Origin of the sequence: Marinifaba aquimaris (assembly GCF_013328345.1) — a bacterium.
GTDB lineage: Bacteria > Pseudomonadota > Gammaproteobacteria > Enterobacterales > Alteromonadaceae > Marinifaba > Marinifaba aquimaris.
Map to the genome: position 1 here is coordinate 73,334 of NZ_JABULX010000013.1, position 24,372 is coordinate 97,705.

General features: G+C 41.0%; 19 protein-coding genes. 13 read left to right on the forward strand and 6 right to left on the reverse strand.

Annotation, left to right across the window (positions count from 1 at the left end; all coding sequences use genetic code 11):
* The first annotated feature begins 87 nt into the window (after positions 1–87).
* The 9 genes from HR060_RS09980 (at position 88) to HR060_RS10020 (ending at position 16,431) form a co-directional block, all read left to right on the forward strand.
* The gene (locus HR060_RS09980; protein ID WP_174200151.1) at positions 88–1,302 is read left to right on the forward strand and encodes a hypothetical protein; all 1,215 of its coding nucleotides are present in this window, start codon (positions 88–90) and stop codon (positions 1,300–1,302) included.
* 73 nt (positions 1,303–1,375) lie between these two features.
* Complete coding sequence (locus tag HR060_RS09985) at positions 1,376–1,783, forward strand: hypothetical protein (protein WP_174200152.1); 408 nt, start codon at positions 1,376–1,378, stop codon at positions 1,781–1,783.
* A gap of 95 nt (positions 1,784–1,878) precedes the next feature.
* Positions 1,879–3,372 (forward strand): efflux RND transporter periplasmic adaptor subunit, encoded by a 1,494-nt coding sequence (locus HR060_RS09990; RefSeq protein WP_174200153.1) that lies wholly within the window; start codon positions 1,879–1,881, stop codon positions 3,370–3,372.
* Positions 3,372–6,494 (forward strand): efflux RND transporter permease subunit, encoded by a 3,123-nt coding sequence (locus HR060_RS09995; RefSeq protein ID WP_174200154.1) that lies wholly within the window; start codon positions 3,372–3,374, stop codon positions 6,492–6,494. The genes HR060_RS09990 and HR060_RS09995 overlap by 1 nt, the downstream gene beginning before the upstream one ends.
* 104 nt (positions 6,495–6,598) lie before the next feature.
* Positions 6,599–10,030 carry a PAS domain S-box protein gene (locus HR060_RS10000; protein ID WP_174200155.1) on the forward strand — a complete coding sequence of 1,144 codons (3,432 nt, stop codon included), beginning with the start codon at positions 6,599–6,601 and terminating at the stop codon, positions 10,028–10,030.
* Positions 10,031–10,091: 61 nt separating this feature from the next.
* Entirely contained in the window at positions 10,092–10,502 is a 411-nt protein-coding gene (locus HR060_RS10005) for a hypothetical protein (protein WP_174200156.1), read from the forward strand.
* A 148-nt stretch (positions 10,503–10,650) separates the two neighbouring features.
* Entirely contained in the window at positions 10,651–11,976 is a 1,326-nt protein-coding gene (locus HR060_RS10010) for a TolC family protein (protein WP_174200157.1), read from the forward strand.
* Between the two features lie 18 nt (positions 11,977–11,994).
* Positions 11,995–13,251 carry an efflux RND transporter periplasmic adaptor subunit gene (locus tag HR060_RS10015; protein ID WP_174200158.1) on the forward strand — a complete coding sequence of 419 codons (1,257 nt, stop codon included), beginning with the start codon at positions 11,995–11,997 and terminating at the stop codon, positions 13,249–13,251.
* 57 nt (positions 13,252–13,308) lie between these two features.
* Positions 13,309–16,431, forward strand: coding sequence for an efflux RND transporter permease subunit (locus HR060_RS10020; RefSeq protein WP_174200159.1), 3,123 nt, complete (start codon positions 13,309–13,311; stop codon positions 16,429–16,431).
* 92 nt (positions 16,432–16,523) lie between these two features.
* On the opposite strand, the gene HR060_RS10025 is transcribed toward HR060_RS10020, so the two are convergent.
* Together HR060_RS10025 and HR060_RS10030 are read right to left on the reverse strand one after the other, a co-directional pair.
* Positions 16,524–17,045: a VF530 family protein gene (locus tag HR060_RS10025; protein ID WP_174200160.1), complete on the reverse strand. Its 522-nt coding sequence runs from the start codon at positions 17,043–17,045 to the stop codon at positions 16,524–16,526.
* An 8-nt stretch (positions 17,046–17,053) separates the two neighbouring features.
* Entirely contained in the window at positions 17,054–17,875 is an 822-nt protein-coding gene (locus HR060_RS10030; RefSeq protein ID WP_174200161.1) for a DUF2797 domain-containing protein, read from the reverse strand.
* A gap of 145 nt (positions 17,876–18,020) precedes the next feature.
* Here HR060_RS10030 and HR060_RS10035 point away from each other — a divergent pair, with 145 nt between their 5' ends.
* Together HR060_RS10035 and HR060_RS10040 are read left to right on the forward strand one after the other, a co-directional pair.
* A complete protein-coding gene (locus HR060_RS10035; protein ID WP_174200162.1) occupies positions 18,021–18,305 on the forward strand; it encodes a hypothetical protein in 285 nt (94 codons plus the stop codon).
* A gap of 337 nt (positions 18,306–18,642) precedes the next feature.
* Positions 18,643–19,056, forward strand: a complete 414-nt coding sequence (locus tag HR060_RS10040) for a hypothetical protein (RefSeq protein WP_174200163.1) — start codon at positions 18,643–18,645, stop codon at positions 19,054–19,056.
* Here HR060_RS10040 and HR060_RS10045 read toward each other — a convergent pair.
* Positions 19,053–19,931 carry a M61 family metallopeptidase gene (locus tag HR060_RS10045; RefSeq protein ID WP_174200164.1) on the reverse strand — a complete coding sequence of 293 codons (879 nt, stop codon included), beginning with the start codon at positions 19,929–19,931 and terminating at the stop codon, positions 19,053–19,055. The two genes, HR060_RS10040 and HR060_RS10045, sit on opposite strands and share 4 nt — an antisense overlap.
* A gap of 118 nt (positions 19,932–20,049) precedes the next feature.
* On the reverse strand, positions 20,050–20,898 hold the full coding sequence (locus HR060_RS10050) for an AraC family transcriptional regulator (RefSeq protein ID WP_174200165.1): 849 nt from the start codon (positions 20,896–20,898) through the stop codon (positions 20,050–20,052).
* A 73-nt stretch (positions 20,899–20,971) separates the two neighbouring features.
* On the opposite strand from HR060_RS10050, the gene HR060_RS10055 reads away from it, so the two are divergent.
* The gene (locus HR060_RS10055; RefSeq protein WP_174200166.1) at positions 20,972–22,177 is read left to right on the forward strand and encodes an MFS transporter; all 1,206 of its coding nucleotides are present in this window, start codon (positions 20,972–20,974) and stop codon (positions 22,175–22,177) included.
* Between the two features lie 76 nt (positions 22,178–22,253).
* Here HR060_RS10055 and soxR read toward each other — a convergent pair whose 3' ends face one another.
* Positions 22,254–22,706 (reverse strand): redox-sensitive transcriptional activator SoxR, encoded by a 453-nt coding sequence (gene soxR / locus HR060_RS10060; protein ID WP_174200167.1) that lies wholly within the window; start codon positions 22,704–22,706, stop codon positions 22,254–22,256.
* A 180-nt stretch (positions 22,707–22,886) separates the two neighbouring features.
* Between soxR and HR060_RS10065 the strand changes: the two genes are divergently transcribed.
* Positions 22,887–23,303 (forward strand): VOC family protein, encoded by a 417-nt coding sequence (locus HR060_RS10065; RefSeq protein ID WP_174200168.1) that lies wholly within the window; start codon positions 22,887–22,889, stop codon positions 23,301–23,303.
* 38 nt (positions 23,304–23,341) lie between these two features.
* On the opposite strand, the gene HR060_RS10070 is transcribed toward HR060_RS10065, so the two are convergent.
* A complete protein-coding gene (locus HR060_RS10070) occupies positions 23,342–24,046 on the reverse strand; it encodes a substrate-binding periplasmic protein (protein ID WP_174200169.1) in 705 nt (234 codons plus the stop codon).
* Positions 24,047–24,372: the final 326 nt, after the last annotated feature.

Below are 24,372 nucleotides of genomic sequence, written 5' to 3' on the forward strand. Positions count from 1 at the left end.
GCCGCGCCTTTTTTATCTTCAAAGGCTGACTTGTGAGTCATTTTTGGTTAGTGTGTCCGTTTTATTGGCGAGCAACAAAGGACGGAAATGGCACTCAGCGCGGTCGATTTACAAGCCATACATGCAGTAGGAAAGCAACTCAAAGAACAACTTAACCAGATTTTACTGGCCTTGCCTAATCATGCTAAAAGCATTGCCGGGTTGACGGAATATCTCAGTTATAATCGCTCAAATGCTCAACGTGTGATCAAAGCCAGTCAGTGCCTCGACTTTAAATTGGTCTTAACGGCTTGTCCGGGGGTGGCTGCGTTAAGAGAGTTCAGTCATTTATTACAAATCAAATCGCTAGAGTCACTCGACTTAAATGAACTCAATCAAACCATTGACCAAATGGAGCAAATTATTCGTCAGCATGCAAGAAGCCATGCTGAGCTTAAACGTCTGTTATCGGCGCAATCGAGTAAAAAAAGTTCTGGTAAAGGACGTTTAGCAACATCCCAGTTGCGTAAGCAGCACTTTGAAGCATCGAGTCAGTTAATTGGTAATCAGATTGAACAAATGTTCACCTGTCATATTTTAACTGAAAACCGCTTTAATCCCGATTACTTACACGAAGTGGCTATTGTTTCTAAAAACGGTGTTCGTCTAGGTGAGCAAGCGCCGCCTTTTGTGCAATTTTACACTCACCCTAATAATGATAATTTTACCGGGCCAGCGCGCTATAAGCTCGATGATCGCGTTAAAGAAAACCAATTTGAAATAGGCATCATAGATGCATTTAGTTCAGACTTTTTTGCTGACAGTTACACCGAGTATTCAACTAGCAACTCAGGCTTAGTATTTGCTAATTTACCGCGTGAGCAAGCTTTCAACGCTTCTTTTCTCTTTAGTAACCCAGATGAATTGGTCAATCCGATGAGCAACGAAAGCCGATGTAGCTCGACCAGTATTTCCATCAAAAACCCCACTCGTCATTTAGCCATGATGGTGTTTATCGAAAAATCGTTAGATAGACAGAGCAATGTCAATGTGGGCTGTTATTCAGGGAATCAAAAGGTAGAGGAAGGTAAATTAAAAGCGTCAGAGATGTGGACTGAAAAACTACCTGGTTTTCCAGAGCTCAAGGTGTTGGCAAATGGTGCACCGCAAATGCAATCCATTAACGCAATTGAGGTGAGTGATCAAATCGACTTTTTATTTCAGTTTGCCGGATTAAACCAAGCGGATTTTGCTTGTTATTTGATGACGGTTGATTACCCCATTTGGTCATCTACTTATCGCATCTACTTTGAACACGCCTAATAGGCGATTGAGATTATTTGTCTTAAACGCTATGCTATAAACGTCATCACTCAAGGCTTGGTTTATAAGTAACATGTACAAAATTATTTTAATCTTGTTGATGTTAGTCAGTTTTACTGGCCAAGCTTGGGTGTCTGTTGCTAAGCACCAAAGCCAAGATTGTTTAGCCATGCACCAGAGTGCTGACATGCATGCTATGCATCATACAGATGAACACAATATGGATATTGGTACTCATGCCATGCCATGTTGTGACAGTGCATTCAATCACCACAGTGCAATGACTAAACTGAGCGAATTAAATGCGCAAAAAGCCGAAAATAATTGCGGCTGCCAAGACTCTCTATCAAGCCCATTGAGCTTAGTTACCTTTGATTTGGCGGTGCCGAAAAACACCTTTGCCAATGAAAAGATCAGCAGCGGGCTATTTCAAGCAACCTCACTTATCGGCGTTAATCTATTTCGCCCTCCCATCGCCTAATACTCATTTTTCACTTCTTTTTTTACAGCTTTAGTCTATTCGTAGACTGTGTTTATTGATTCCCCCTCAAACTTTTGAGGTCATAGGAAAAATGTATGTCGAGTATTATCAAGCTATGTCTAGCTTGCAGCTTGGGTGTAGCTATTGGCTACTTGGGTTTTCGTTCCTTTAACCCACTTGTCTCTACAACCACTGCCATTGTTGATGAAAATCAGCCTTTGTATTGGGTTGCCCCGATGGACCCTAACTTTAAAAGAGACAAACCGGGTAAATCGCCAATGGGGATGGATTTAATCCCTGTTTACCAAAAAGATTTAGCGGCCAGTTCTTTGCAAGGGGCAGTCTATATTGAACCGCATGTCGTTAATAATTTGGGTGTTAAAGTTGCACCGGTCCGCACCGGGACAATTGAAAGTGAAATTGCAACCGTCGGATATGTGCAATACGACGAAGACAAGTTGGTACACATTCACCCCAGAGTAAATGGCTGGGTTGAAGGTTTGTATGTCAAAGCGGAAGGTGAGCCGGTAAAAAAAGGCGAGGCACTTTATAGCCTTTACTCGCCTGAACTTGTCAATGCCCAAGAAGAGTTTGTGGTAGTGCTCAAGCTAGATGATAAAAGCTTGATCACGGCGGCAAGAGAAAAACTTAGGGCTTTGCATGTATCAGAGCGCGCGATTAAGCAGTTAATGCAAACTAAACAGGTTAGGCAAACCGTTACTTTCTTTGCTCCGCAATCTGGCTTTATCGAAAATTTAAATATTCGAGAAGGTTATTATGTCGAGCCTGGAAAAACCTTGATGAGTATCGGCCAGCTCGATCAAGTTTGGGTTGAGGCAGAAGTGTTTGAACGCGATATTGCGCAAATTAAAACTGGACAACGAGTAGCGATGACACTCGATGCATTACCCAATCAAACATACAATGGCTTGGTTGAATACATTTACCCTACATTGAACCCTCAGACCCGCACATTAAGAGTGCGATTAAAGTTTTCAAATGAAGACTATGCACTCAAACCCAATATGTTTGCCGAGGTTAAGATTTTCAGCCTGTCTTCTATTGAGAGTCTATTAGTTCCTAAACAAGCAGTGATTAGAACCGGTATTCAAGATCGCGTCGTTTTAGCGTTAGGGCAAGGTCAATTTCAATCAGTTGCGGTAACAACGGGTATTGTTAGTAATGATGAGATCCAAATATTAGCGGGTTTGGAAAAAGGTGAGCATGTAGTTACATCGGCCCAGTTTTTAATTGATTCTGAGTCGAGTAAGAATGCTGATTTTTCGAGAATGCAGCCTAGAGAACAAAATACTTACCAGTCAGCCATGGTTAATGGGGTGATCAATAGCATTAATGCAAAGCTGGGCGTGGTTAATATCAGTCGAGATGCAATTGAAAAATGGAATCGAGCTGCGGCGACGATGGACTTTGTGCTCAGTAACCAACTCAATATCAATGACTTTAAAGCTGGCGATCGCATCCATTTTACCTTTGAAGTTAGAGATGATTTGGTCATTACCCAATGGCAGGCTTTGGGGTTAAGCACTGAACAGAGCCACTCTGGTCATGACCACATGGAGCATCACTAATGATTAACGCGATTATTATTTGGTCAGTTAAAAATCGAGTCTTGGTGCTGCTGATGAGTTTGATGTTATTGATTGGTGGCATCTATGCAATTAAGCAAACGCCAGTTGATGCTATTCCCGATTTGTCAGATGTGCAGGTTATTGTCAAAACCAGTTACCCTGGTCAGTCACCACAGGTTGTGCAAGATCAAATCACTTTCCCACTAACAACTGCCATGTTATCTGTGCCTGGTGCAAAAACGGTTAGAGGCTTTTCGTTTTTTGGCGATTCTTACGTTTATATTATTTTTGACGACAATACGGATCTTTATTGGGCCCGTACTCGGGTTTTAGAGTATTTAAGCCAAGTAAGCGCTAGCTTACCTGAAGGTGTAAAGCCAGAGCTTGGTCCTGATGCGACAGGGGTAGGTTGGGTTTATCTTTACGCACTTATTGATAAGTCTGGGCAGCACGATATTAGCCAGTTGCGAAGTATCCAAGATTGGTTTTTAAAATTTGAATTGCAAACGGTCTCAGGGGTATCGGAAGTCGCTGCTATCGGCGGTATGGTTAAACAATATCAAGTGCAAGTTAATCCAGATAAGTTACGCGCCTACGGTATTCCTTTATCGCATCTACAAAATGCATTGAAACGCGGCAATCAAGAGGTGGGGGCATCGGTTGTTGAAATGGCTGAAGCAGAATACATGGTCACAACGAGCGGTTATATTCAATCCATCCGCGATATTGAACAAATACCGCTAGGAATCAACAACATGGGCTCTGCGTTGACGTTAAAGGATGTCGCTGAAGTTTCGCTTGGTCCACAAATGCGACGTGGCATTGCAGAGTTAAATGGCCAAGGTGAAGTCGTTGGGGGCGTTGTTGTGATGCGATTTGGCGAAAATGCCGAAACGACAATAAAGGGCATAAAGCAAAAGTTAGCCAGTTTGCAAGCTTCACTGCCCGATGGTGTTGAGATTGTACCTGTTTATGACAGATCAAACCTAATTCAACGTGCAGTAGAAAACCTGTGGCAAAAACTTGCACAAGAGCTCGTTGTTGTCGCGTTAATCTGTTTATTGTTCTTATTTCATTTTCGTTCTTCGTTAGTTGCTGTCATTGCATTGCCAATGGGCATTTTAGTGGCATTTATCATCATGCAACTTCAAGGTATTAACGCCAATATTATGTCTTTAGGCGGTATTGCTATTGCGATTGGTGCGATGACAGATGGTGCAATTGTGATGATCGAAAATATGTACAAACACATGGAGAAAACCCCAATTACGGCAGCGAACCGTTGGCAGGTTGTCATCAAGGCAAGCACTGAAGTGGGGCCTGCGTTGTTTTTTAGTTTACTGATTATCACAGTGTCATTTCTTCCGGTATTTATTTTAGAGGCGCAAGAGGGACGTATGTTCTCGCCGCTAGCTTTTACCAAAACATATGCAATGGCAGCCTCTGCGGGTTTAGCGATCACTCTCGTTCCTGTACTTATGGGATACTTTATTCGCGGAAAAGTGATCAGCGAAACGAAAAATCCGGTTAATCGCCTCTTGGTAGCAAGCTATCAACCAGTGCTTAATTATTTGCTTAAGTTCCCGATTATCAGTCTGATAATCGTCTTGATGATCAGTGTTGCTGCACTTTACCCAGTCAATAAAATTGGCAGTGAGTTCATTCCTCCACTTGATGAAGGCGATCTGATGTATATGCCAACCACCCATCCTGGTATCTCAATTGGTAAGGCTCGTGAATTGTTGCAACAAACTAATAAACTGATTGCAACTGTACCTGAGGTTGAAAACGTCTTTGGTAAAGTCGGTCGTGCGGAGAGTGCAACTGACCCCGCGCCGTTAACCATGATCGAAACCTTTATCCAACTCAAAGATAAATCACAATGGCGAGAGGGTATGACAACGGAAGCTCTGAAAAAAGAACTCGATAGCTTAGTCCGCTTTCCTGGTTTAACTAATGCTTGGGTGATGCCGATTAAGACGCGAATTGATATGTTGGCAACGGGGATAAAAACGCCCGTGGGCATCAAAGTTGCAGGCCCAGAATTGGCTGAAATTGAAAAAATTGGTCAGCAAATTGAGCAAATACTCGCAACTGTACCAGGAACTGCATCGGTTTATTCTGAGCGAGTTGCAGGTGGTCGTTACATTAAAGTTGATATCCGCCGTGATAAAGCGAGCCGCTACGGATTAAATATTGCTGATATTCAGCAAGTGGTAGCCAGTGCAATAGGCGGCGTTAATGTCACTGAAACGATTGAAGGCCAAGAGCGCTATCCGGTCAATTTAAGGTACCCGCAAGACTATCGCGATTCACCTGAGCAACTAGCAAGATTGCCTGTTGTTACGGCTAACGGACACCGCATAGCATTAGGTGATGTTGCTGATATTAGAATAGAAACAGGGCCGCCCGGTATTAAAAGTGAAAATGCTCGTATAAACGGTTGGACTTATATTGATATTGATGGCGTTGATTTGGGTAATTATGTCGATAATGCCAGAGCGGTATTAGCGGCTCAGTTAAGCTTACCTGCTGGTTATTCAATTAACTGGGCGGGGCAATATGAATACATGCAGCGAGCAAAAGACAAGCTCACTTATGTAGTGCCGTTAACACTCGCTATCATCCTTGTACTGCTGTATTTAAACTTTAGACGTTTTGTTGAAGTAGCATTAATCATTACCACTTTACCTATGGCACTACTGGGTGGTTTGTGGCTGCTGTATTTACAAGGGTTTAACTTTTCTGTGGCCGTTGGGGTTGGCTTTATTGCACTTGCCGGCGTGGCGGTGGAAATTGGCGTATTGATGTTAGTTTATTTAAATCAAGCTTTGCAAAGTGCACAATTGGACAAGCAAAAAGTCGGTCAGTGTTTGACTGAGCAGGACTTAAAACAGGCAATTGTTACCGGGGCAAGTTTGAGAATTCGCCCAGTAGTGATGACGGTGGCGACCATTATCATTGGTTTATTACCTATTTTGTATGCGTCGGGCACGGGTGCAGAGGTGATGAGTCGAATTGCAGCGCCTGTGGTCGGAGGGATGACCAGCGCATTGATATTGGCATTAGTCGTCTTACCAACGAGCTTTTATCTAATTAAAAAGGTTGAGCTTGAGATCTAATTTAATAAGCTAGCTATTTTTAGCTAGCTTATTATTTATTTTTTTCTGCAAAATTAACAAGCTTTTACTACCTTATTTACAAGGGAAATAAAATTGTTAATACAATGAAGTTAAAAACACGTCTTTTGGGTATATTAATAGCTGTTGCCATTATACCTTTGCTTATCAGCCACTATATTTTTTCATATATAGAAAAAGAAACGGTTGAGGCTGACTTTATTGCGCATTTGGATTCTATTGCTAGTATCCAACACAGCCGAATAAGACAGTATTTTGCAAATGAGTTTAAATCTTATGCTTTGATTGCCAGTCGAACAAAATTGCGAACTACACTTCATCAATATAATTCTACTGGTGATAAACAACTTAAGTTACCTATTCGTACTATCCTCAATGATGCAAAAAGATCTGTTAGTACTATCAATAATATTTATATCTATGATTTTAATCAGCGTTTAATTGTAGGAACAAATAGTACAATAACTAAAGAATCTGAGCGTTTACCTGAAAAAATATTAGAAAATATTAACTTAAAACCGAAGATTAATTTCATCAGAGACATAAACGGTAAACTGTTAATTAATCTTCAAGGTTATTTATTTTACGATAATGCGCCACTGGGTATTTTAATTGTCGAAATTTCTTCTAAAGATTTGTTATTAACACTTAATGACTACACAGGCCTTGGTGACACAGGAGAAACCGTACTCGCTGGACGAAATCAAAATGGTGATGCTGAATTTCTTACCCCTACTAGGCATGATCAAAACTCTGCTTTAAATATTATTATTTCGCGAGATAATGAAAGTGTACCCATAATCCATGCGATGAACGGTAAATCTGAAGTTTTAAAAAGCTATTTAGATTATCGAAATACTCCTGTTCTAGCGGTATCTCGCTATATTCCTGAAACAGACTGGGGGATGATCGTCAAAATCGATCTAGATGAAGCCTACCGCTCTATTGGCGCTATGCAAAAACCGCTATTTATCATTGTCTCTGTATCTTGTTTGATTATTTTACTTACAGCTTGGATTGTTGCTGAGCGTTTGGTGACACCGCTAAAAAAATTAGAGAAAACAGCACTTCAAATCAAGAATGGCAACTTTGCATTAAGAGCGGATGAGAGTGGTGATAAAGAACTACAGCATTTAGCTCAGGCTTTCAATGCAATGACGTCATCTTTTGTACAATCTCAAGAGCAGTTAAATGAATCCCTGTCTTTGCTCAGTCATCAACACGAAAAACTAACTGCAGAAACAGCAAGGTTTGAGAGGTGGAAACAAGCGAACTTTATTGGCATTGTGCAATCAAATGCACACGGTCAGATTATTGAAGCTAATCAAGTCATGTTGGAAATGTTAGGTTATCAAGAATCAGATTTGGGGCAGTTGAATTGGAGAGCACTAACACCAGAAGAGTACAGCGTTCTTGACGCCAAAGCGATTGAAGAAGCAAATGAAAAAGGTTACTGGACACCTTTTGAAAAAGAATACTATCACAAAGATGGCCATCGCGTTCCCGTATTGATTGGTGGTTCTATTTTTGAACATAACCGACAAGAGTTTATTGTCTTTGTTGTTGACTTATCAGAACGTCATTTAAAGCAGCAGCAGCTCCTAAAATACGAAGAGATTGTATGCGGTTCAAGCGATTTGTTAGCATTTGTGAGCAAAGAGTATATTTACCAAACGGTCAATCCTGCTTACTTAAAAATGCACGGTTTAGAATCCTGTGATGTCGTCGGAAAAACAGTCTCTGAGGTGTTAGGTACAGACGTATTTTTAGAAAGGATTAAACCTCATTTTGATCTCTGCTTAAGTGGGCAAAAAGCAGAGTTTAAGGTTTGGTTGTCATTTAAGGCTGCGGGTAGGCGTTACCTAGACTGTAGCTATATTCCATATACCAACAAAAAAGGAGAAGTAGAGGGTATCGTTCTACAAGGTTCTGATATAACTGATAGCTACAAACAGCAACTGCTGCTGCAAGCTGCTCAAGATGAAAAAAGTAAAATCATTGATGCCATGTTAGAAGGGTTATTAACCATCAATGAAGACGGGGTAATATTGTCATTTAATAAAGCAGCAGAGTCGATTTTTGGCTACCGTGATACTGAAGTCTTAACAAAAAATATCACCATGTTGATGCCCACAAATGATGCTCTTCATCATGCGAGTTATATTCGCCATTATATTAAAACAGGCCATGGCTCTATTATAGGCAAACCCGAGGGACGTGAACTCCATGCAAAACACAAGAGTGGACAGATTTTTCCAATTCGCCTATCAGTAGCCGAATTAAAAACAAAGGATGGTGAAAAAAGGCGATTTATTGGAACATGCCAAGATCTTACCGAAAATAAGCGTCAAAAAGACCTGTTATTAAGAGGTTTGAAAATGGAATCTCTCGGTAAACTGACCGGAGGTATTGCCCATGATTTTAATAATATTTTAGGTATCATTTCTGGATACAATGATCTTATGCTCAAAAAGCATAACGATGACTTTAGCATAAATAAATATCTTCAAGCGATTGAAAAAGCTTGCTTAAGGGGCAATAAACTCACTCGAAATCTCCTCACTTTTGCTCGAAAAGAAAGCTCCGATGCCGCCGAGCTATCAATTAACGGTGTACTTAAGAAAAACCAAGATATGATCGAGCGAATTTTAACGAGTAAAGTGAAATTGAGTTTAGATTTAGAACCTAACCTTTTTTCTATATTGATCGATGAAGCGTTATTTGAAGATATGCTTATAAATATGTCGATTAACGCCATGCATGCTATGCCTGATGGTGGTGACTTTAGAATTTCAACTGAAAATGTTCATTCGATTAGTATTGGAAGCCAATTTGGTAAAATTCCTGAAGGGGATTATATCAAACTGACCTTTATTGATAACGGATGTGGTATGAATGAAGAGGTCAAGGCTAAGATCTTTGATCCTTTTTTCACTACTAAAGATGATATTGGTAGTGGGTTAGGACTTTCGCAATGTTATGGCTTTATAAAGTCGAGTAATGGCTATATCGATGTTGAATCCACTGAATGGATTGGTACAACCTTTAGTATCTTCCTTCCACGGTACTTAGGAAAAGCTGAAGAGCTTAAAAGAGCTAAAGCAGAACAAGTGAAAAAAGATTATCTACCAGGAGAAAACCAAAAAGTATTGGTTGTCGATGACGAGCATCACATCTGTGATATTTATCAGGAGTACCTCAAAATTGCAGGTTTTGATGTGAGGGTTGCATACAGTGCAAAAGAAGCGATAGAGCAAGCCAGCAAAGAAACTTTTTCCTTGATTATTTCAGATGTCATTATGCCAGAAATGAGTGGGGTTGATTTGTATCAGACCCTTAGAGAAGAACAACCTAAACTTCCATTTCTTTTTGTCAGTGGTTACGTGGGCAACGATAATGAATCAAAACTACCTGATGATGTTAAAGTTTTGAAAAAACCTTGTTCCTCGGAAGTATTACTTAAAGCCGTGAATGAAATTTTAGCCAACAAAACCAGTGAGGAGCACGAGTTACACTGAAACGTGATTTTAAATCATATTTGGTGTAAATTAGCGGCATCAGCTGTAGTGAGTGTATATTTTGGCAAAACGTATAGTAATTTGTTTTTGGTTAATGGTCGCGATTGTTTGTCAGTCGTTTTATGCCGTGGCTGATTCAACTGCTGATATTGCCATTGCTATTGAGCACCTTGATGGTGAGCATATGCAAAACCACACTCATCTACAAAACAGTGGTCATGGCAAAACAAGTGTTAAACATCACTTTGCAAGTGTTGCTGAATCGACCGGTACCTCGACACCCGATAGTGAATTTGACCAACATGACCACAGTGATTGTCATCATTGCGGCCATTGTTCTACACCCCATGTTATCTGGGATATCAATCACGCTTTACCTTCTGTAATTGCTCAAAGTGACGCTGACTTTTTTGTTCGTCAACTCGCATTACAAGACTTTGCCGACAATACTTACCGCCCTCCCATCGTTTAATTCAAAACACATTTTTTAGTTGCTGATTCACAGCAGGCCTTTGCACGTTTGAATTTTGTCTTTGCGAGCTATCGACAGGCTCGATAACAAAGTTTGTGTGTGCTGCCTCTAAATCAGCGGTTGTTTTGATTTAAATGGAGGGTATGCCATGCATATTCTTAGTTATGTGCGCGTTATTTACCCAGTATGTGTACATACGTCTATCGCTTTTTTGATCGTAGTGATGGGCTTATTTTTCCCGAGTTTACCAGCATTTGCTGCTAAACAAGCTCAAGCACATCGAGCGATATCATTAACACAAGCGATTGAGCAAACCTTGCAATATCACCCAGATTTAAAGGCTTACCGCTTTCAAAATCAGGCACTACAAGGCGGTGTTCAGCAAGCACAAGTGCCCGCGCCTTATGAACTTAATATGGGTGTTGAAAATGCCTTTGGTAGTGGTTCATTTTCATCGGTATCTGATATGCAAACCTCTTTGGGTATTGCCTGGGTATTAGATAGTGAATTAACCCAAGCTCGGGTGGCGTTAGCTCAAGCTAAATTGAGTCAAACTGAACTTGAAAAACAAAATAAAACACTGGATGTTGCAGCCGCCACCGCTGTTTTTTACGTCACCTTATTGGCACAAGAGCAAGAGCTTTTACTTGCTAGCTTGGCGATGAAAAATGCCCAAAGTGCTTTAGCTGATGTCAGTAAAAGAGTTTCGGCGGGCCGGGCGCATATTGTCGATCAATACCGCGCCAAAGCGCATCTATCAACTAAAGCGCTCGTCGTTGAAGATCTGCATCATGAAATTGAGGCAACAAAAGCGCAGCTAGCGGCGCAGTGGGGCGAAGTCGTCATCGAACAAGCTGACTTTTTTGCTAGTGGCCAGTTAGCAAATACACCCGAAATTGTCAGCGTTAAACAAGCCTTTGCTAACTTGAAACAACACCCACGTATGCAGTTACTCAGTGTGCAGCAACGCGTGACAGAATCAGCCGTGGCACTGGCTATTGAGGATGAAAAGCCGCTCTGGCAAATCAGTACCGGGTTTAAACATCACAACCGCGAAGATGATGTCAGTCTTATGTTTGGGGTATCTGTACCGCTTTGGACTGAAAATCGCAATCGTGGGCAAGTGGTAAAACTTCAAGCTGAGCAAAATCAGCGCCAAGCTCAAACTGACGCTTGGCAACAAGCTGTCTCAACTCAGCTATTACTGATCATTCACAAACTTAAACACAATCAACATGTTATTGATGGTTTGTCTGAGCAGACCATACCTGCTTTAGAAGCGGCAAATGACCACGCTGAAAAAGCCTACAAACTGGGAAGCTACAGTTACAACGACTGGTATCAAGTCAAAGAGGAGTGGGTTGAAAGTAAACTCGCCCTTATCAGTGCCTATAAAAATATGCATTTGCTCAATATTGAATTAGAGCGACTTACTGGTACGCAAATCACCCAAACTCATACTTTGCAGCAATAGCCGATTAAAGAGAAAAAAATGATATTTAAACAAGCAAAATCGGCAACTTACGCCGTACTTTTTAGTTTTGTACTGTTAGCTAACCAAGTGCTAGCGGGGGGAGATCACGCTCATCACCACGTTGAAGAGCAAGCGCCCACAGGTCCTAATGGCGGAAAACTACTTTCGCAAGGTGAATTAACTCTAGAAGTTGTGTTATTGGAAAATGCTAACCCCGGCTCATTCCGCATTTATCCAAGTATGCACCACGAGCCGATTAACCCTGATACTTTGACGTTGAATATGCAACTTAAGCGCTTAGGCGATACACCGCAAAACATCCCGTTTTCTGCAAAGCACGATCATTTAAAAAGTGATAAGGCCATTACACAACCACACTCATTCGAGGTGTTTATTGCAGCCTTGTACCAAGGTAAAAGCTATCAGTGGCAGTTTGAGCACTTTGAAGGCCGTACACATATTGAAAGCGCAATGGCTGAGCAATTGGCCATCACAACAGAGCAAGTTGGCAATCAAACATTAATAGAAACGCTTGACGTTTTTGGGCAGCTCACACTTAAACCCAATGCTGCACGCCATATTAATGCGCCTTATTCAGGTTTGATCACCCAGCTCAATGTTGAGCTTGGGCAAGTGGTGACAAAAGGCCAAGTGCTGATGACAATCAAGAGTAATGAGTCATTACAAAGCTACCAAATTACGGCGCCAATTAATGGTTTAGTCACTGAGCAAAATATTGCACAGGGTGAGCAAACGCATATTGAAGCGAGTAATGAGAGTCTTTTGACCATAGTGGATACCCAGCAACTTGTTGCTGAGGTTGCAGTGTTTGCCAAAGACCAAGCCAAAGTTAAAGTGGGTCAGAAGGTTAATTTGCAAATAGGTGAGCAAAGATTAGAAGGCAAACTCGATCAGCGTGTATTTGGCTTATCGGCGCAACAAGCAAAGACGTACCGCATTTTTATTGATAACCAGCAAGGTTTATTGCACAGCGGTCAATTTGTCAAAGCTCAGATAGAAACGGGACGATTTGAGGTTCAAAAAGCCGTTAAACGTCAAGCAATTCAAAAACTACAAGCTCACCCAGTGGTTTTTCACAAAGTGGGTGAATACTATCAAGCCGTTAAATTAAAGCTGGGTCGACAAGATGCTATTTGGGCTGAAGTTATTGATGCTGATGATGGCGTCATTGAATTGGGAGCAAATTATGTTACTGAGAACGCGTATTTAATTAAGGCCGATATTGAGAAGTCAGGAGTCGCGCATGCACATTAAAGGGATTAACCTGATATTGCTGTTTTTGGAGCAAAGACTCAAAAGTAGGGAGGGTGTATGTTAGAAGCTATCCTCAAGTTTTCGATTGAACGCGCAAAGCTGGTTTTTTTAGCCGTATTGGCTTTAGCGGCTTTGGGTATCTGGAACTTCAATAAGTTATCGATTGATGCAGTACCCGATATCACCAATGTTCAGGTGACAATTAATACGGAAGTTGCCGGGTTGACCCCGCTTGAAATTGAGCAACGCGTGACATTTCCACTGGAAACCGCTTTAGCCGGTATGCCAAAACTAAGTTATACCCGCTCTATATCTCGCTATGGTCTATCGCAAGTTGTTGCTATTTTTGACGATGGCATTGACATTTTCTTTGCTCGGCAATTGGTCTCTGAAAGGTTGAATGCCGCACAATCTGAATTACCTGTTGGTGCCGAACCCCAATTAGGCCCTACGGCAACAGGCTTAGGCGAGATTTTCATGTTCACGGTCGATGCAATCGAAGGTGCAACCAATGAAAAGGGAGAGCCTGTTGATGCAACTTACCTTCGCACTGTTCACGATTGGATCATTAAACCTCAGTTAATGCAGGTCGATGGTGTAGTCGAAGTGAACCCGAATGGTGGGTTTGAGCGGCAAATTTTAATTACCCTTGAACCAGATAAACTGCTTGGAGCTGGGCTTACGCCTGATGCGATAAGCCAAGCAGTGCTTGCTGATAACCAAAATCAGGGTGCGGGTTTTATTGAAAAAAATGGTGCGCAATATTTAGTTCGCTTGCAAGGTCAAGTAAGTGAGTTAGCCGAACTTGAAAATATCGACATTACCAATGCTGCTGGGCAATATTTTCCGCTATCGCAAGTTGCCAATATCAAAGAGGGAGTTGAACTGAGATCGGGGGCTGCCACACAAGATGGTCGCGAAGTGGTGATGAGTACCGTGATGATGCTGATTGGTGAAAATTCCCAGCAAGTGGCTAAAGCCGTTGGCGCAAAACTTGAAGTGATTCAAACTAGTTTACCCAATGGCGTTGTGATCAACCCCGTTTATGATCGCACTGAATTAGTCAATAAAACCCTCGCTACAGTTAAAACTAATTTAATCGAAGGGGCATTATTGGTCGTCGTTATCCTGTTTTTGCTGTTGGGTAATATTCGCGCCGCGATTTTAACGGCATTAGTGATCCCGCTTGCAATGCTAATGACAGTAACTGGCATGGTGCAAAATCGGGTGAGTGCCAATTTAATGAGTTTGGGAGCACTTGATTTTGGCCTGTTAGTTGATGGTGCGATTATCATCGTCGAAAACTGCTTAAGGCGATTATCTGAGTCTTCTAGGCAAAATAATGCGGCTACTTTAGCACTTAAAGTCAGGCTGGCATTAGTTTTTAGTGCAACTCGAGAAGTGATCCGCCCAGCACTGTTTGGCGTGTTTATTATTACTGCCGTTTACCTGCCCATTTTTGCGCTTGAAGGCACCGAGGGCAAAATGTTCCATCCGATGGCTTTTACTGTCGTAACAGCACTCGTTTGTGCCATGGTGTTATCGATTACTTTTGTGCCAGCTGCCATCGCTTTTTTCTTTAAAAAGCCAGTAAAAGAAAAGCCCAACCCGATTGTCAGTACCGCAGAAAAACTCTATCGACCTTTACTTAGTTTGGCTTTAAAGGCGAGGTGGATAGTAGTGACAGCTGCTGTGGCACTGGTGCTTAGCACAGGCTATATGGGGGCTAAATTGGGGAGCGAGTTTATCCCTAATTTAGATGAAGGCGATATTGCTATGCATGCTCTTAGAATACCAGGCACTTCGCTTAGTCAATCCGTAGAAATGCAAAAGAGTGTAGAGCAGGCGATAAATCAACTAGATGAAGTTGAGCGAGTCTTTTCTAAAATTGGTACTCCAGATGTTGCTACCGACCCTATGCCGCCGAGTGTTGCCGATACTTTTATCATGCTTAAACCCCAAGCAGAATGGCCTGATGCTACTAAAAGTAAGGCTGAGCTTATTGAAGAGATTGAAGCCGCAGTGGAGCAAATACCCGGTAATCGTTATGAGTTTTCTCAGCCTATTCAAATGCGCTTTAATGAATTACTCGCAGGTGTCAGATCTGAACTGGCGATTAAAGTCTTTGGTGATGATCAGCAAGTTTTAGCTCAAACAGCTGAGTCGATAAGGCAAGCAATCGCGTCAATTGACGGTATTCGCGACCTTGGGGTTGAGCAAGTTACCGGATTACCTGTGTTAACGTTGATCCCCAACAAACAAGCAATGGCGCGATACGGTGTGACTCTGGTTGAAGTACAACATCAAGTGGCTAATGCTATGGGTGGGCAACGTTTGGGTAAGCTCTACCAAGGAGATAAGCGCTTTGATATCGTGCTGCGCTTAGATGAAGATAAGCGCCATAACCTTGATTATTTATCGCGTTTACCAATATTTATAGCACAGGCGAATCAAACCAATGCACATATTCCTTTACAAGAGCTGGTGGATATTCAATTAATTGAAGGTGCCAACCAAGTTAATCGGGAAAATGGCAAACGCCGTATTGTGGTGACCGCCAATGTTCGCGAACGCGATTTAGGGCGTTTTGTGGCTGATGTGAAACAGGTCATTGCGCAAAAAGTGGATGTACCCGCTGGTTACTGGCTTGAATACGGTGGAACTTATCAAAAGCTGAGTTCGGCGTCTGAACGTTTACTTATCGTTGTGCCGTTAACCTTGGCTATTATCATTACTTTATTGTTATTGGCACTAGGTTCGTTTAAAGATTCGCTCATCATCTTTAGCGGTGTGCCTTTGGCATTAACGGGCGGTATTTTGGCTTTGATCATGCGCGATATTCCGTTTTCTATATCCGCTGCGGTAGGTTTTATCGCACTATCGGGTATTGCGATATTAAACGGTTTAGTGATGGTGTCTTTTATTCGCGACTTGGTGAAGCAAAAGCTCGCATTAGAGCAGGCTATTATCCAAGGGGCCCTGACGCGATTAAGACCTGTGATAACCACTGCTTTAGTGGCATCTTTAGGTTTTATCCCTATGGCGTTTAATACTGGCATGGGGGCTGAAGTGCAAAGACCACTTGCCACCGTCGTCATTGGGGGCGTGGTTTCATCAACACTATTAACCCTGTTTGTCTTACCTGCGCTTTATCGCTTATTGCACAAAGACAAACGTTAGGGCTGAAATAAAAACGCCCAGTCAAATAGCTGGGCGTTTGTTACTCGTTGATAGCGCAATGGCTTGAAAATGCGATAAACATATTGAGATATTTAATCTTTTTTATTTAAGCCCCAAGGATCCCATGGTTCATTTGCCGATTGCTCGGTATTGTTTGATACGGGTCGGTTGCTTTTGCGTTTTTGTCTGCGTTCAAAAAAGTCTCTGGAAGTATCCTTCTTATTTGTGTAACTACCCGCTGATTTAGGCTTATTAGTGCGTGGTCGACCTTTATCTACCGCTGGTGGCGCTTCACCTGCTATTAGTTCAACAGGCGGTCTTTGTTCCAATCCTTCTGGAATCACGCGTTGCCTTGGTGGTAGTACATAGTTGGCATCATCTGGCTTAGGAAGGTTTTTGTATTTGTACAAATAAAAAATCTCTAGCTTTTCTCTAGCCCATTCGGTCTTTTTAAAAAACTTAATACTCGACTCTAAACTGGGGTTCTTATCAAATACTTTGATACGCGTATATTCAGCGAGTATTTCAAAACCATAAAAGTCGATAAGCTCAGTTAAAATTTGCTTTAGACCGACGCCGTGCAATGGGTTGTTTAGTTGTTCTTCGGTTGCCATATTTGTGTTTATTCCACTTCAACCATGACTTCATAAGCACCGAATTTACGAATGTTTATAACGCCATTATCAAAGATTAAGTACTGTCCTTTTATACCTTTCAAAATACCCGATACGAGTGGGTCTTTATCAAAATTGAATGATTTTACTTTAGTTGGAAATTCTTCGATTGGGTAATCAATTTTTTGAATATCTGCGTCTAATCGTTCAATGGCATATTCGCCTTTTTCCATACATATTTCATTGATAACTTGCTCAACGGTTGGCAATAATTCATCCGCTTTAGCTTTTAAATCAATGTCATCATTATGGCCTTTTAACATGGCTTGCCACTGGGTTTTATCAGCAATATGTTTGGCTAACTCAACTTCTACTCGGCCAGAAATATGGCGTGATTCGACTTTCAAAATAGTTAAACCTTGCGTAGCGCCTTGGTCTATCCAGCGTGTTGGTACTTGAGTATGACGGGTGATGCCAACTTTCAAGCCTGAAGTGTTTGATAAGTATACATAATGTGGCGCATAACAGTTTTCTTCGCCCCATTTGGGTTCACGACAGGTACCTTGCTCATAGTGACAGGTCTCAGGTTTCATAATGCACATGTCGCAACTTGCTAGCTTTCGCATACAGACAAAACAATGGCCCTGCGAGTAGCTCTTTTTTGTTTTGGCGCCGCAGCTTGAGCAGTAAATATTACCTGTGTAAGACAGTTCTAGTTTTTTACCGATTAACTCATTTAAGTTTAGTTCTTGCTCACCTACAGGTAAGACATACTGCGCCACTTGGTTTTCATCCAAGTGGGTACGCATCTTTTGCAAAGTGCCGATCATATTTTTTCTCTCGTGGTCTTATGCCTCTTTGAGGCTGATGGCGATTATATCAAAGTTTAATGGATAGATGTTTGATGGAATTTTACCGCACTAGTTGTTTTTTGAACTATGCTTAAGAGTGCTGTAAAAAGTTATGGAGAGGGGCATGACAGACGCAATAGGGGCGGGTTCTATCCCGCTATCATCTCTAATTGTGCAAACCGCAGGCGAAAAAGCTGAGCAAAATGGCGAAACGTTAGCGACACCTGAAAATGTCAATAAGGTTGCAGATCAAGTCGATGAGCAAGTAGCACAAGCTCAGCAAAATCAGGCTCAGCAACAAGAAGCGAAACGCTCTTTGGCCGTAGGGGTCTCAGCGGCTCAACAACAGCAAGAGCTTGCTGAAATTTATGTTGAACAAAGTACAGGTCAAGAAGTTGAAAACAATTAACCCGACTTTCAACAAGCCGTTGAATTAGCGCAGCAAGCCCAGCGTGCGGACAGGTTAGAAACTTTAAGTTATCGAAGCGATCAGCAACAGGGATTAAACGAAAGCATCAGTGATGCAACTGAGTCTAGGCCGCCTAGAAATAGTTTTGAAATTCAAATCTGAATCCATACCCCAATTGTTTATTCCAATGTTAAAATGCACAGTCTGTGCCTTTTTTATTTTATTAATCAGTTTTTTTTTGCAAGCTTAACTAAAATTTAATAATTTTTTATTGAACATTTTTGATTTTCAGCCGACAAACTTTATAACGCAGTAAATTTTGAATGGTGGAGCAGTCGTGTTCAAAAAAATAATAATTTTATCTTTACTCTTATCTAGTACCGTTATCGCAAGTAACTCTTTTTCGGTAATTAGCCGTGAGGGCATTAACCTTGAGATCGCTCGAGTTGAAATGCAATTAAACTTGTCTGAACAGCAAGCAAAAGCCATGTCACCTATTTTAAAAAATAGCATCAAACAAAAAATTGATGTATTGACCGACTACGGTATTGCTTTTACCAGAGACGCAAAACAACCTGAACTCACTTGGCGTGAAAAGAGTGATATTTACAATCAAATCACACTGATTAATCGCGAAGTGACGATGCAAGCAAGTGGGGTTTTAGATGAAAAACAAATGGCAAAGTTTGTCGAAATTCAGCAACAAAAACGTCGCCAATTGTTTGATTATTTTAAATCACTCGTCAGTTAGAGCATTTGAGCTAGCTTAACTACTTTTGGCTTAGCCTTGATTGGGAAAGCAATACTATCTTTGTATTGCAGGTACTTATCGACAAAAATAGTATCGTTCGTCATTTGAGTTAGGCTATTTACCCACTCAAAACCCGACGTTTTCGCCACTTTGCAGCAAGCGTTGTATCGTTTCATCACTTTCGCCAGTGATAACCCTTTTTGATGTAAGTGGTAATCGACTTCGACAAAAAATGCGGCGCCTGTCCAATGCACGCGCTGAAACGCATTTTGTTGCCACATATCTGCGCTAATTTCACTTAACTTAGTTTGTTGCGCTATCGCTTGACGATGGCCTCTGTCTAAACCCGCTTGTAGTTTCACAATAAACTGTCTTTTATCGTAAATACCGGCCCTTAACATAATAATATTTTGCATGTAGCTAGCAAAGCCTTCGCTTAACCAAAATGAGGCATAATCAAAATAGGGGGTGTAAAGGTGAGAGAGCTCGTGATATAGCGTCCAATCAGCAGACAAGCTTGCGAGGTTAGCTAATGGGCTAACGTGTAAGTCAACTTCATCAAATGGATTCGCAGTATTGATAGCACGATTGACTTGCCCCCAAGGTACAGGTGAATCAGAGGCGGCCTGCATTTTTATATTGATAGGTAATTTGGCTTGTGGCAAATCGCCTAATACTGCTTGAGTAGCTTGCCAGCTTTGATTGATCCAGGTTTTTACTACTTTTTGCTGGGCAACACTTGGAGCAGGGTAAGCTATTTTTAGCTGAAGCTCGGTTGAGTGGCCGTTAAAACTGTATAGGCTCAAAATAAAGAGCAAAAAGCGAATCATCATCTGTTCAATCCTTTGTTTACCCCATAGTGTAACGTATTGCATCAGGCTTCATCGTGCAGGTAATAGGAAAGGTGTACTGAGTTTTTCTATTCATTTTCAATCGCTTTCTTTAGATTAATTACCTGAATTTTTATCATGCTCATATTCGGTGGCGCTAGGGTTAATGATGCTGATTAAAGTACTTCTTTGGGGATACTTTTAACTGTTTTTTAAAGGCGGTGACAAAAGATGAAGCCGATTCGTAACCGAGTTGATAAGCAATCTCCGCTAGGGGGAGTTGAGCATTAATCATGTCGAGTGACTTGAGTATCTTGAGCTTTTGCTTCCAGCGACTAAAGCCCATTCCATAATATTGGTTAAACAAGCGGTTAAGGGTTCTGCTCGATGCACCTACTTTATCAGCCCATTGCTCTAAACTGAGTTTGTTTGCAGGTTGTTCACTCAGTGTTTCGATAATAGGCAACAGTCTTTTATCGTTTATTGTTGGCATAAATAGGTCGTTATCAGGGGCTAGCGCCAATTGGTCTAACAAGACCGCGATTAATCTATCGGTTTGTGGTGTTTGCTGGTAATGCTTGGGCCAACTAGTAATAGTTAAGATCAGTTGTTTTAACAAGGGTTCAACTCTTAAACTGCGTACCTGTTCGCCCAAAAACGCACCTAATTCTGCTTGGATGTGCAAGCTGCGATAGGCAACATGTTGACGACAAAAATGCTGGTGTTCAATATTGGGAGGTAACCAAAGCGCTTGTTCAGGCGGGACGATAAATAAGCCACAGCTCGTTTCAATATGCATTACGCCTTCCGTTGAATAGGCCAGTTGAGACCAAGGGTGAGTATGCTTATTAATTTGCGTCATGGCAGGAAATTCATTACTCAAAGGGACGACTGGGCGGGGTAACGTTTGATATTCTCGGCTAGGTTCACGCGCTTCCCAGCTTTGCCCTTTTTCTTGAGCCAAACTGATATTACTGCTATCTAATGTCTGTTTAGGTAAATTACTTGTCATAATTGACTCTATTAGTCGTATCAGCTGCACTTTATACTGTATTCTCTTAACAATAAAGAGTGAAATCATCAGTATGTCGAGTACTACAGGGAATCGAATCCAACGTCTTTTTCATCCTAGCCCTTTCTTATTTTTGGCTCTCGCGGGCATTGTAATGTCGCTGACTTTTTCCGGTTGGCTTGCAATGCTCAATAACTTCACAATTGAGCAGGCTAACTTTACTGGTGCAGAAATTGGTATGTTGCAATCTCTACGTGAGATACCTGGTTTTCTGGCATTTACTGCTGTGTTTGTATTACTGGTATTAAAAGAACAAACCTTTGCACTGATTTCATTGTGTTTACTATCTATTGGCGTTGCTATTACTGGCTACTTTCCTAGTGTTTATGGCCTTTTCGCCACCACAGTTTTGATGTCGATTGGCTTTCATTATTACGAAACACTTAATACGTCTTTGAGTTTACAGTGGTTTAATAAATCTGAAGCACCGCAACAATTAGGCCGTTTAATGTCGGTAAAAGCAGCTGCTTCACTGACGTGTTATGGCGTCGTTTGGCTAGGTTTCTCCTTTTTTGCCGCCGATTATAAAACCATGTATTTGTTATTTGGCGGTATAGGTTTTGTTATTGTGGTTTATATGGCAATGGCTATGCCTCAGTTTCAAGTGGGGCATGAGCAACATAAAAAATTAATTTTGCGTAAGCGCTATAGTCTTTTTTACACGCTCACTTTTTTATCTGGTGCAAGAAGACAAATATTTGTGGTGTTTGCTGGTTTTTTGATGGTTGAAAAGTTTGGCTATTCAGTTGAGCAAATTGCATTACTCTATATGGTTAACCATATCATCAACATGTTCTTTGCTGCCAAAATTGGAGCTTGGATTGGACGAGTAGGCGAGCGCACAGCGCTGACCGTAGAATACATAGGTTTGATATTCGTATTTGTTGGTTATGCAATCGTTGAATCGGCTAACCTAGCTGCTGCTTTGTATATCATTGACCATGTATTTTTTGCTATGGCGATTGCGCTTAAAACCTATTTTCAAAAAATAGCCGACCCAAAAGATATCGCTTCTAGTGCGGGAGTCAGTTTTAGCATTAATCATATTGCTGCTGTGGTTATACCTGCTAGCTTTGGCCTAATCTGGTTATATGAACACTCATTGGTATTTTATGCCGGTGCGGCTTTAGCTTGCGCATCATTGATATTAAGCCAGTTTATTGACCCTAATCACGTCTATAGTCACACTCAAGATGGGGTAGAAAAAGCAAAGTCGTAACTTAAAAAAAGGGTTTGAACTGGATTCAAACCCTTTTTATCGAATAACTGTGGATCTTTTCTTTCACACTTTAACTTCACCTATTCAGCTCCCGCTCTAAAAACACAGCGCCATCACCTTCTTCAGCAACGTGATCATCTTGGTTGTATATCGGACAATTTTTCATTGATAAACAGCCACAACCAATACAACCTGTGAGTGAGTTTTTTAATTTTTCAAGGTAGCGAATACGAGCAACTAACTCGGCCTGCCATTGATTGGCTAGGTGTTGCCAATCTTCTTGGGTTGGTGTGCGGTTATTTGGCAGATTGGCAAAGGCATGTTTAATACTCTCTAGCGAAACCCCCATTTTTTGCGCCGCTTTGATAACAGATATTCGGCGGATCACTTCTTTTTTGTATCGTCGTTGATTGCCCTGATTACGCCAGCTTCTAATAAGGTCAATCGATTCGTAGTAGTGCAAAGTGGATACTTTAACTCCGCAGCGTTTGGCTACTTGGCCAACGGTTAAATTTGCATCTTCCAACATTTACGCTCCTAAAAAGTTTCAGTTTATTTAAAAAAGTACTTTACCTCAAGTTAGGTTGAGGTTTTAAGCTGACTTCATTCACTATTAAGGAGTAACCCAATGACAGCAAATTCTAATCAGTTTTGGCAGGACGTTTTTCAATTATTTAATCGTGCAATGCAAAACAAATAGGGAGATTTCATGATCACATTCGAACACATTAACTTAGTTGTTAAGGATATGAATAAAACACTGGCTTTTTACCAAGCTGCTATGCCTAATTGGTTCATTCGCGGCCAAGGGAAGCAAAACTGGTACGGTACTGAACGAAAATGGCTACATTTTGGTAATGATTTTCAGTACTTAGCGTTTAATGACAATGGCCTTGGAGAAAACCGTGAGCTTAAAACTAATAACTTAGGCTTAGCTCATTTCGCGTTTACAACCGCTAACCTCGCATTATTGATTAAGCGTTTTGCTGCCATTGGTGTTGAGGTTGATAAAGTAGGAGAGCCAACACCGTATCGAAAAAATGCGTACTTTATTGACCCTAATGGCTATGAAGTTGAGTTTGTCGAATACAGTTCAGATTTAGCCGAACAAAGGAATAATTATTAATGTGACGTTTACTAAGAAAAATACTGAGTGGCAGAGCGTTAATTGGTTTGCTCTATTTTTTGTAAACCTTCATCTAGCTTATCTGCCCATTTTTGAGCCTGTTTGACACGTTTACTAAATGCAGCGTAAATTTTCTTAGTATGGTGCACTTCGCCTTTTTTGATCACGCGAGGAGGTAGCTTCATTCTTGATAAATAATATTGCGCTTCGATATCGAGCATAACGCCGACATCCGCTTTTTTACTAATAATGTTATCTATGCTTTGAAACAATGAAGCAACAATGGTTTCTTTAAAGCGATGTGAGTGTTTGTAGTAATCTTCGCCATAGTCGTAGCCTTTGACTAAAACAACGCGTGTACCGTCGGGTAAATCAGCAAAGTTTCTTGCATCTAATGTTGAATCAGCAGGGTAGAAAAAAGAGGCTTCTGCATCAAATAACGGCTGTTCACCGAAAATAAAATCGTTTTGGTTATTAGGTGTTTTCTCTAAATTTAAAACCGCATCGACCTGACCTGTTCGGGCTAAGTAGATGCCTTTAGATTTGGGGACGATGATAAACGTAGATTGTAAATCAACTAAGTTTAAAGCTTGAGTCACTTTATCTTTGGATAAGCTTTTGCCGCTGAAGTTAGCAAAAGGAGGCCAATTGTTTTCAATTGAGAACTTGATTTGTGTTTGTGCAAAGGCCTTGCCTTGCGACAATACAAATAAAAAACTCAATATGTATAAAACTTTGGTCATACTGCATCCATGGCTAAATTTTCGACCTAACCTTGTCAAAAACTTGATGATAAATGTTGTGATACATAAACGAAAGGTATCAACTAACCGTACTGAAGTCCTTCGTATTGGATAATTTAATCACAGAATAGTTTGTAAAGTATACAGTTCATTGTTAGTTAACATGTTTTATTACAATTATTTTGCAGTAACTGATAATAAAAATTTTTAACTGATTTACTCAGGGTGATAACTTTTGGTTATATTCAGTTACGCTTCATCGTCAAGAAAAGTTTAATTTGTTGTGGGGCTTTATTAGGTGTCTGAACTGATTTTTTTGCGCTGAC

Bases quoted from the DNA above. Each gene is read 5' to 3' on its own strand.
- soxR (WP_174200167.1), bottom strand. From the start codon at position 22,706: ATGTTGGAAGATGCAAATTTAACCGTTGGCCAAGTAGCCAAACGCTGC.
- HR060_RS10015 (WP_174200158.1), top strand. From the start codon at position 11,995: ATGATATTTAAACAAGCAAAATCGGCAACTTACGCCGTACTTTTTAGT.
- HR060_RS10050 (WP_174200165.1), bottom strand. From the start codon at position 20,898: ATGACAAGTAATTTACCTAAACAGACATTAGATAGCAGTAATATCAGT.
- HR060_RS09980 (WP_174200151.1), top strand. From the start codon at position 88: ATGGCACTCAGCGCGGTCGATTTACAAGCCATACATGCAGTAGGAAAG.
- HR060_RS09990 (WP_174200153.1), top strand. From the start codon at position 1,879: ATGTCGAGTATTATCAAGCTATGTCTAGCTTGCAGCTTGGGTGTAGCT.
- HR060_RS10030 (WP_174200161.1), bottom strand. From the start codon at position 17,875: ATGATCGGCACTTTGCAAAAGATGCGTACCCACTTGGATGAAAACCAA.
- HR060_RS09985 (WP_174200152.1), top strand. From the start codon at position 1,376: ATGTACAAAATTATTTTAATCTTGTTGATGTTAGTCAGTTTTACTGGC.
- HR060_RS10045 (WP_174200164.1), bottom strand. From the start codon at position 19,931: ATGCAATACGTTACACTATGGGGTAAACAAAGGATTGAACAGATGATG.
- HR060_RS10000 (WP_174200155.1), top strand. From the start codon at position 6,599: ATGAAGTTAAAAACACGTCTTTTGGGTATATTAATAGCTGTTGCCATT.
- HR060_RS10055 (WP_174200166.1), top strand. From the start codon at position 20,972: ATGTCGAGTACTACAGGGAATCGAATCCAACGTCTTTTTCATCCTAGC.
- HR060_RS10025 (WP_174200160.1), bottom strand. From the start codon at position 17,045: ATGGCAACCGAAGAACAACTAAACAACCCATTGCACGGCGTCGGTCTA.
- HR060_RS10010 (WP_174200157.1), top strand. From the start codon at position 10,651: ATGCATATTCTTAGTTATGTGCGCGTTATTTACCCAGTATGTGTACAT.
- HR060_RS10035 (WP_174200162.1), top strand. From the start codon at position 18,021: ATGACAGACGCAATAGGGGCGGGTTCTATCCCGCTATCATCTCTAATT.
- HR060_RS10070 (WP_174200169.1), bottom strand. From the start codon at position 24,046: ATGACCAAAGTTTTATACATATTGAGTTTTTTATTTGTATTGTCGCAA.
- HR060_RS10020 (WP_174200159.1), top strand. From the start codon at position 13,309: ATGTTAGAAGCTATCCTCAAGTTTTCGATTGAACGCGCAAAGCTGGTT.
- HR060_RS09995 (WP_174200154.1), top strand. From the start codon at position 3,372: ATGATTAACGCGATTATTATTTGGTCAGTTAAAAATCGAGTCTTGGTG.
- HR060_RS10065 (WP_174200168.1), top strand. From the start codon at position 22,887: ATGATCACATTCGAACACATTAACTTAGTTGTTAAGGATATGAATAAA.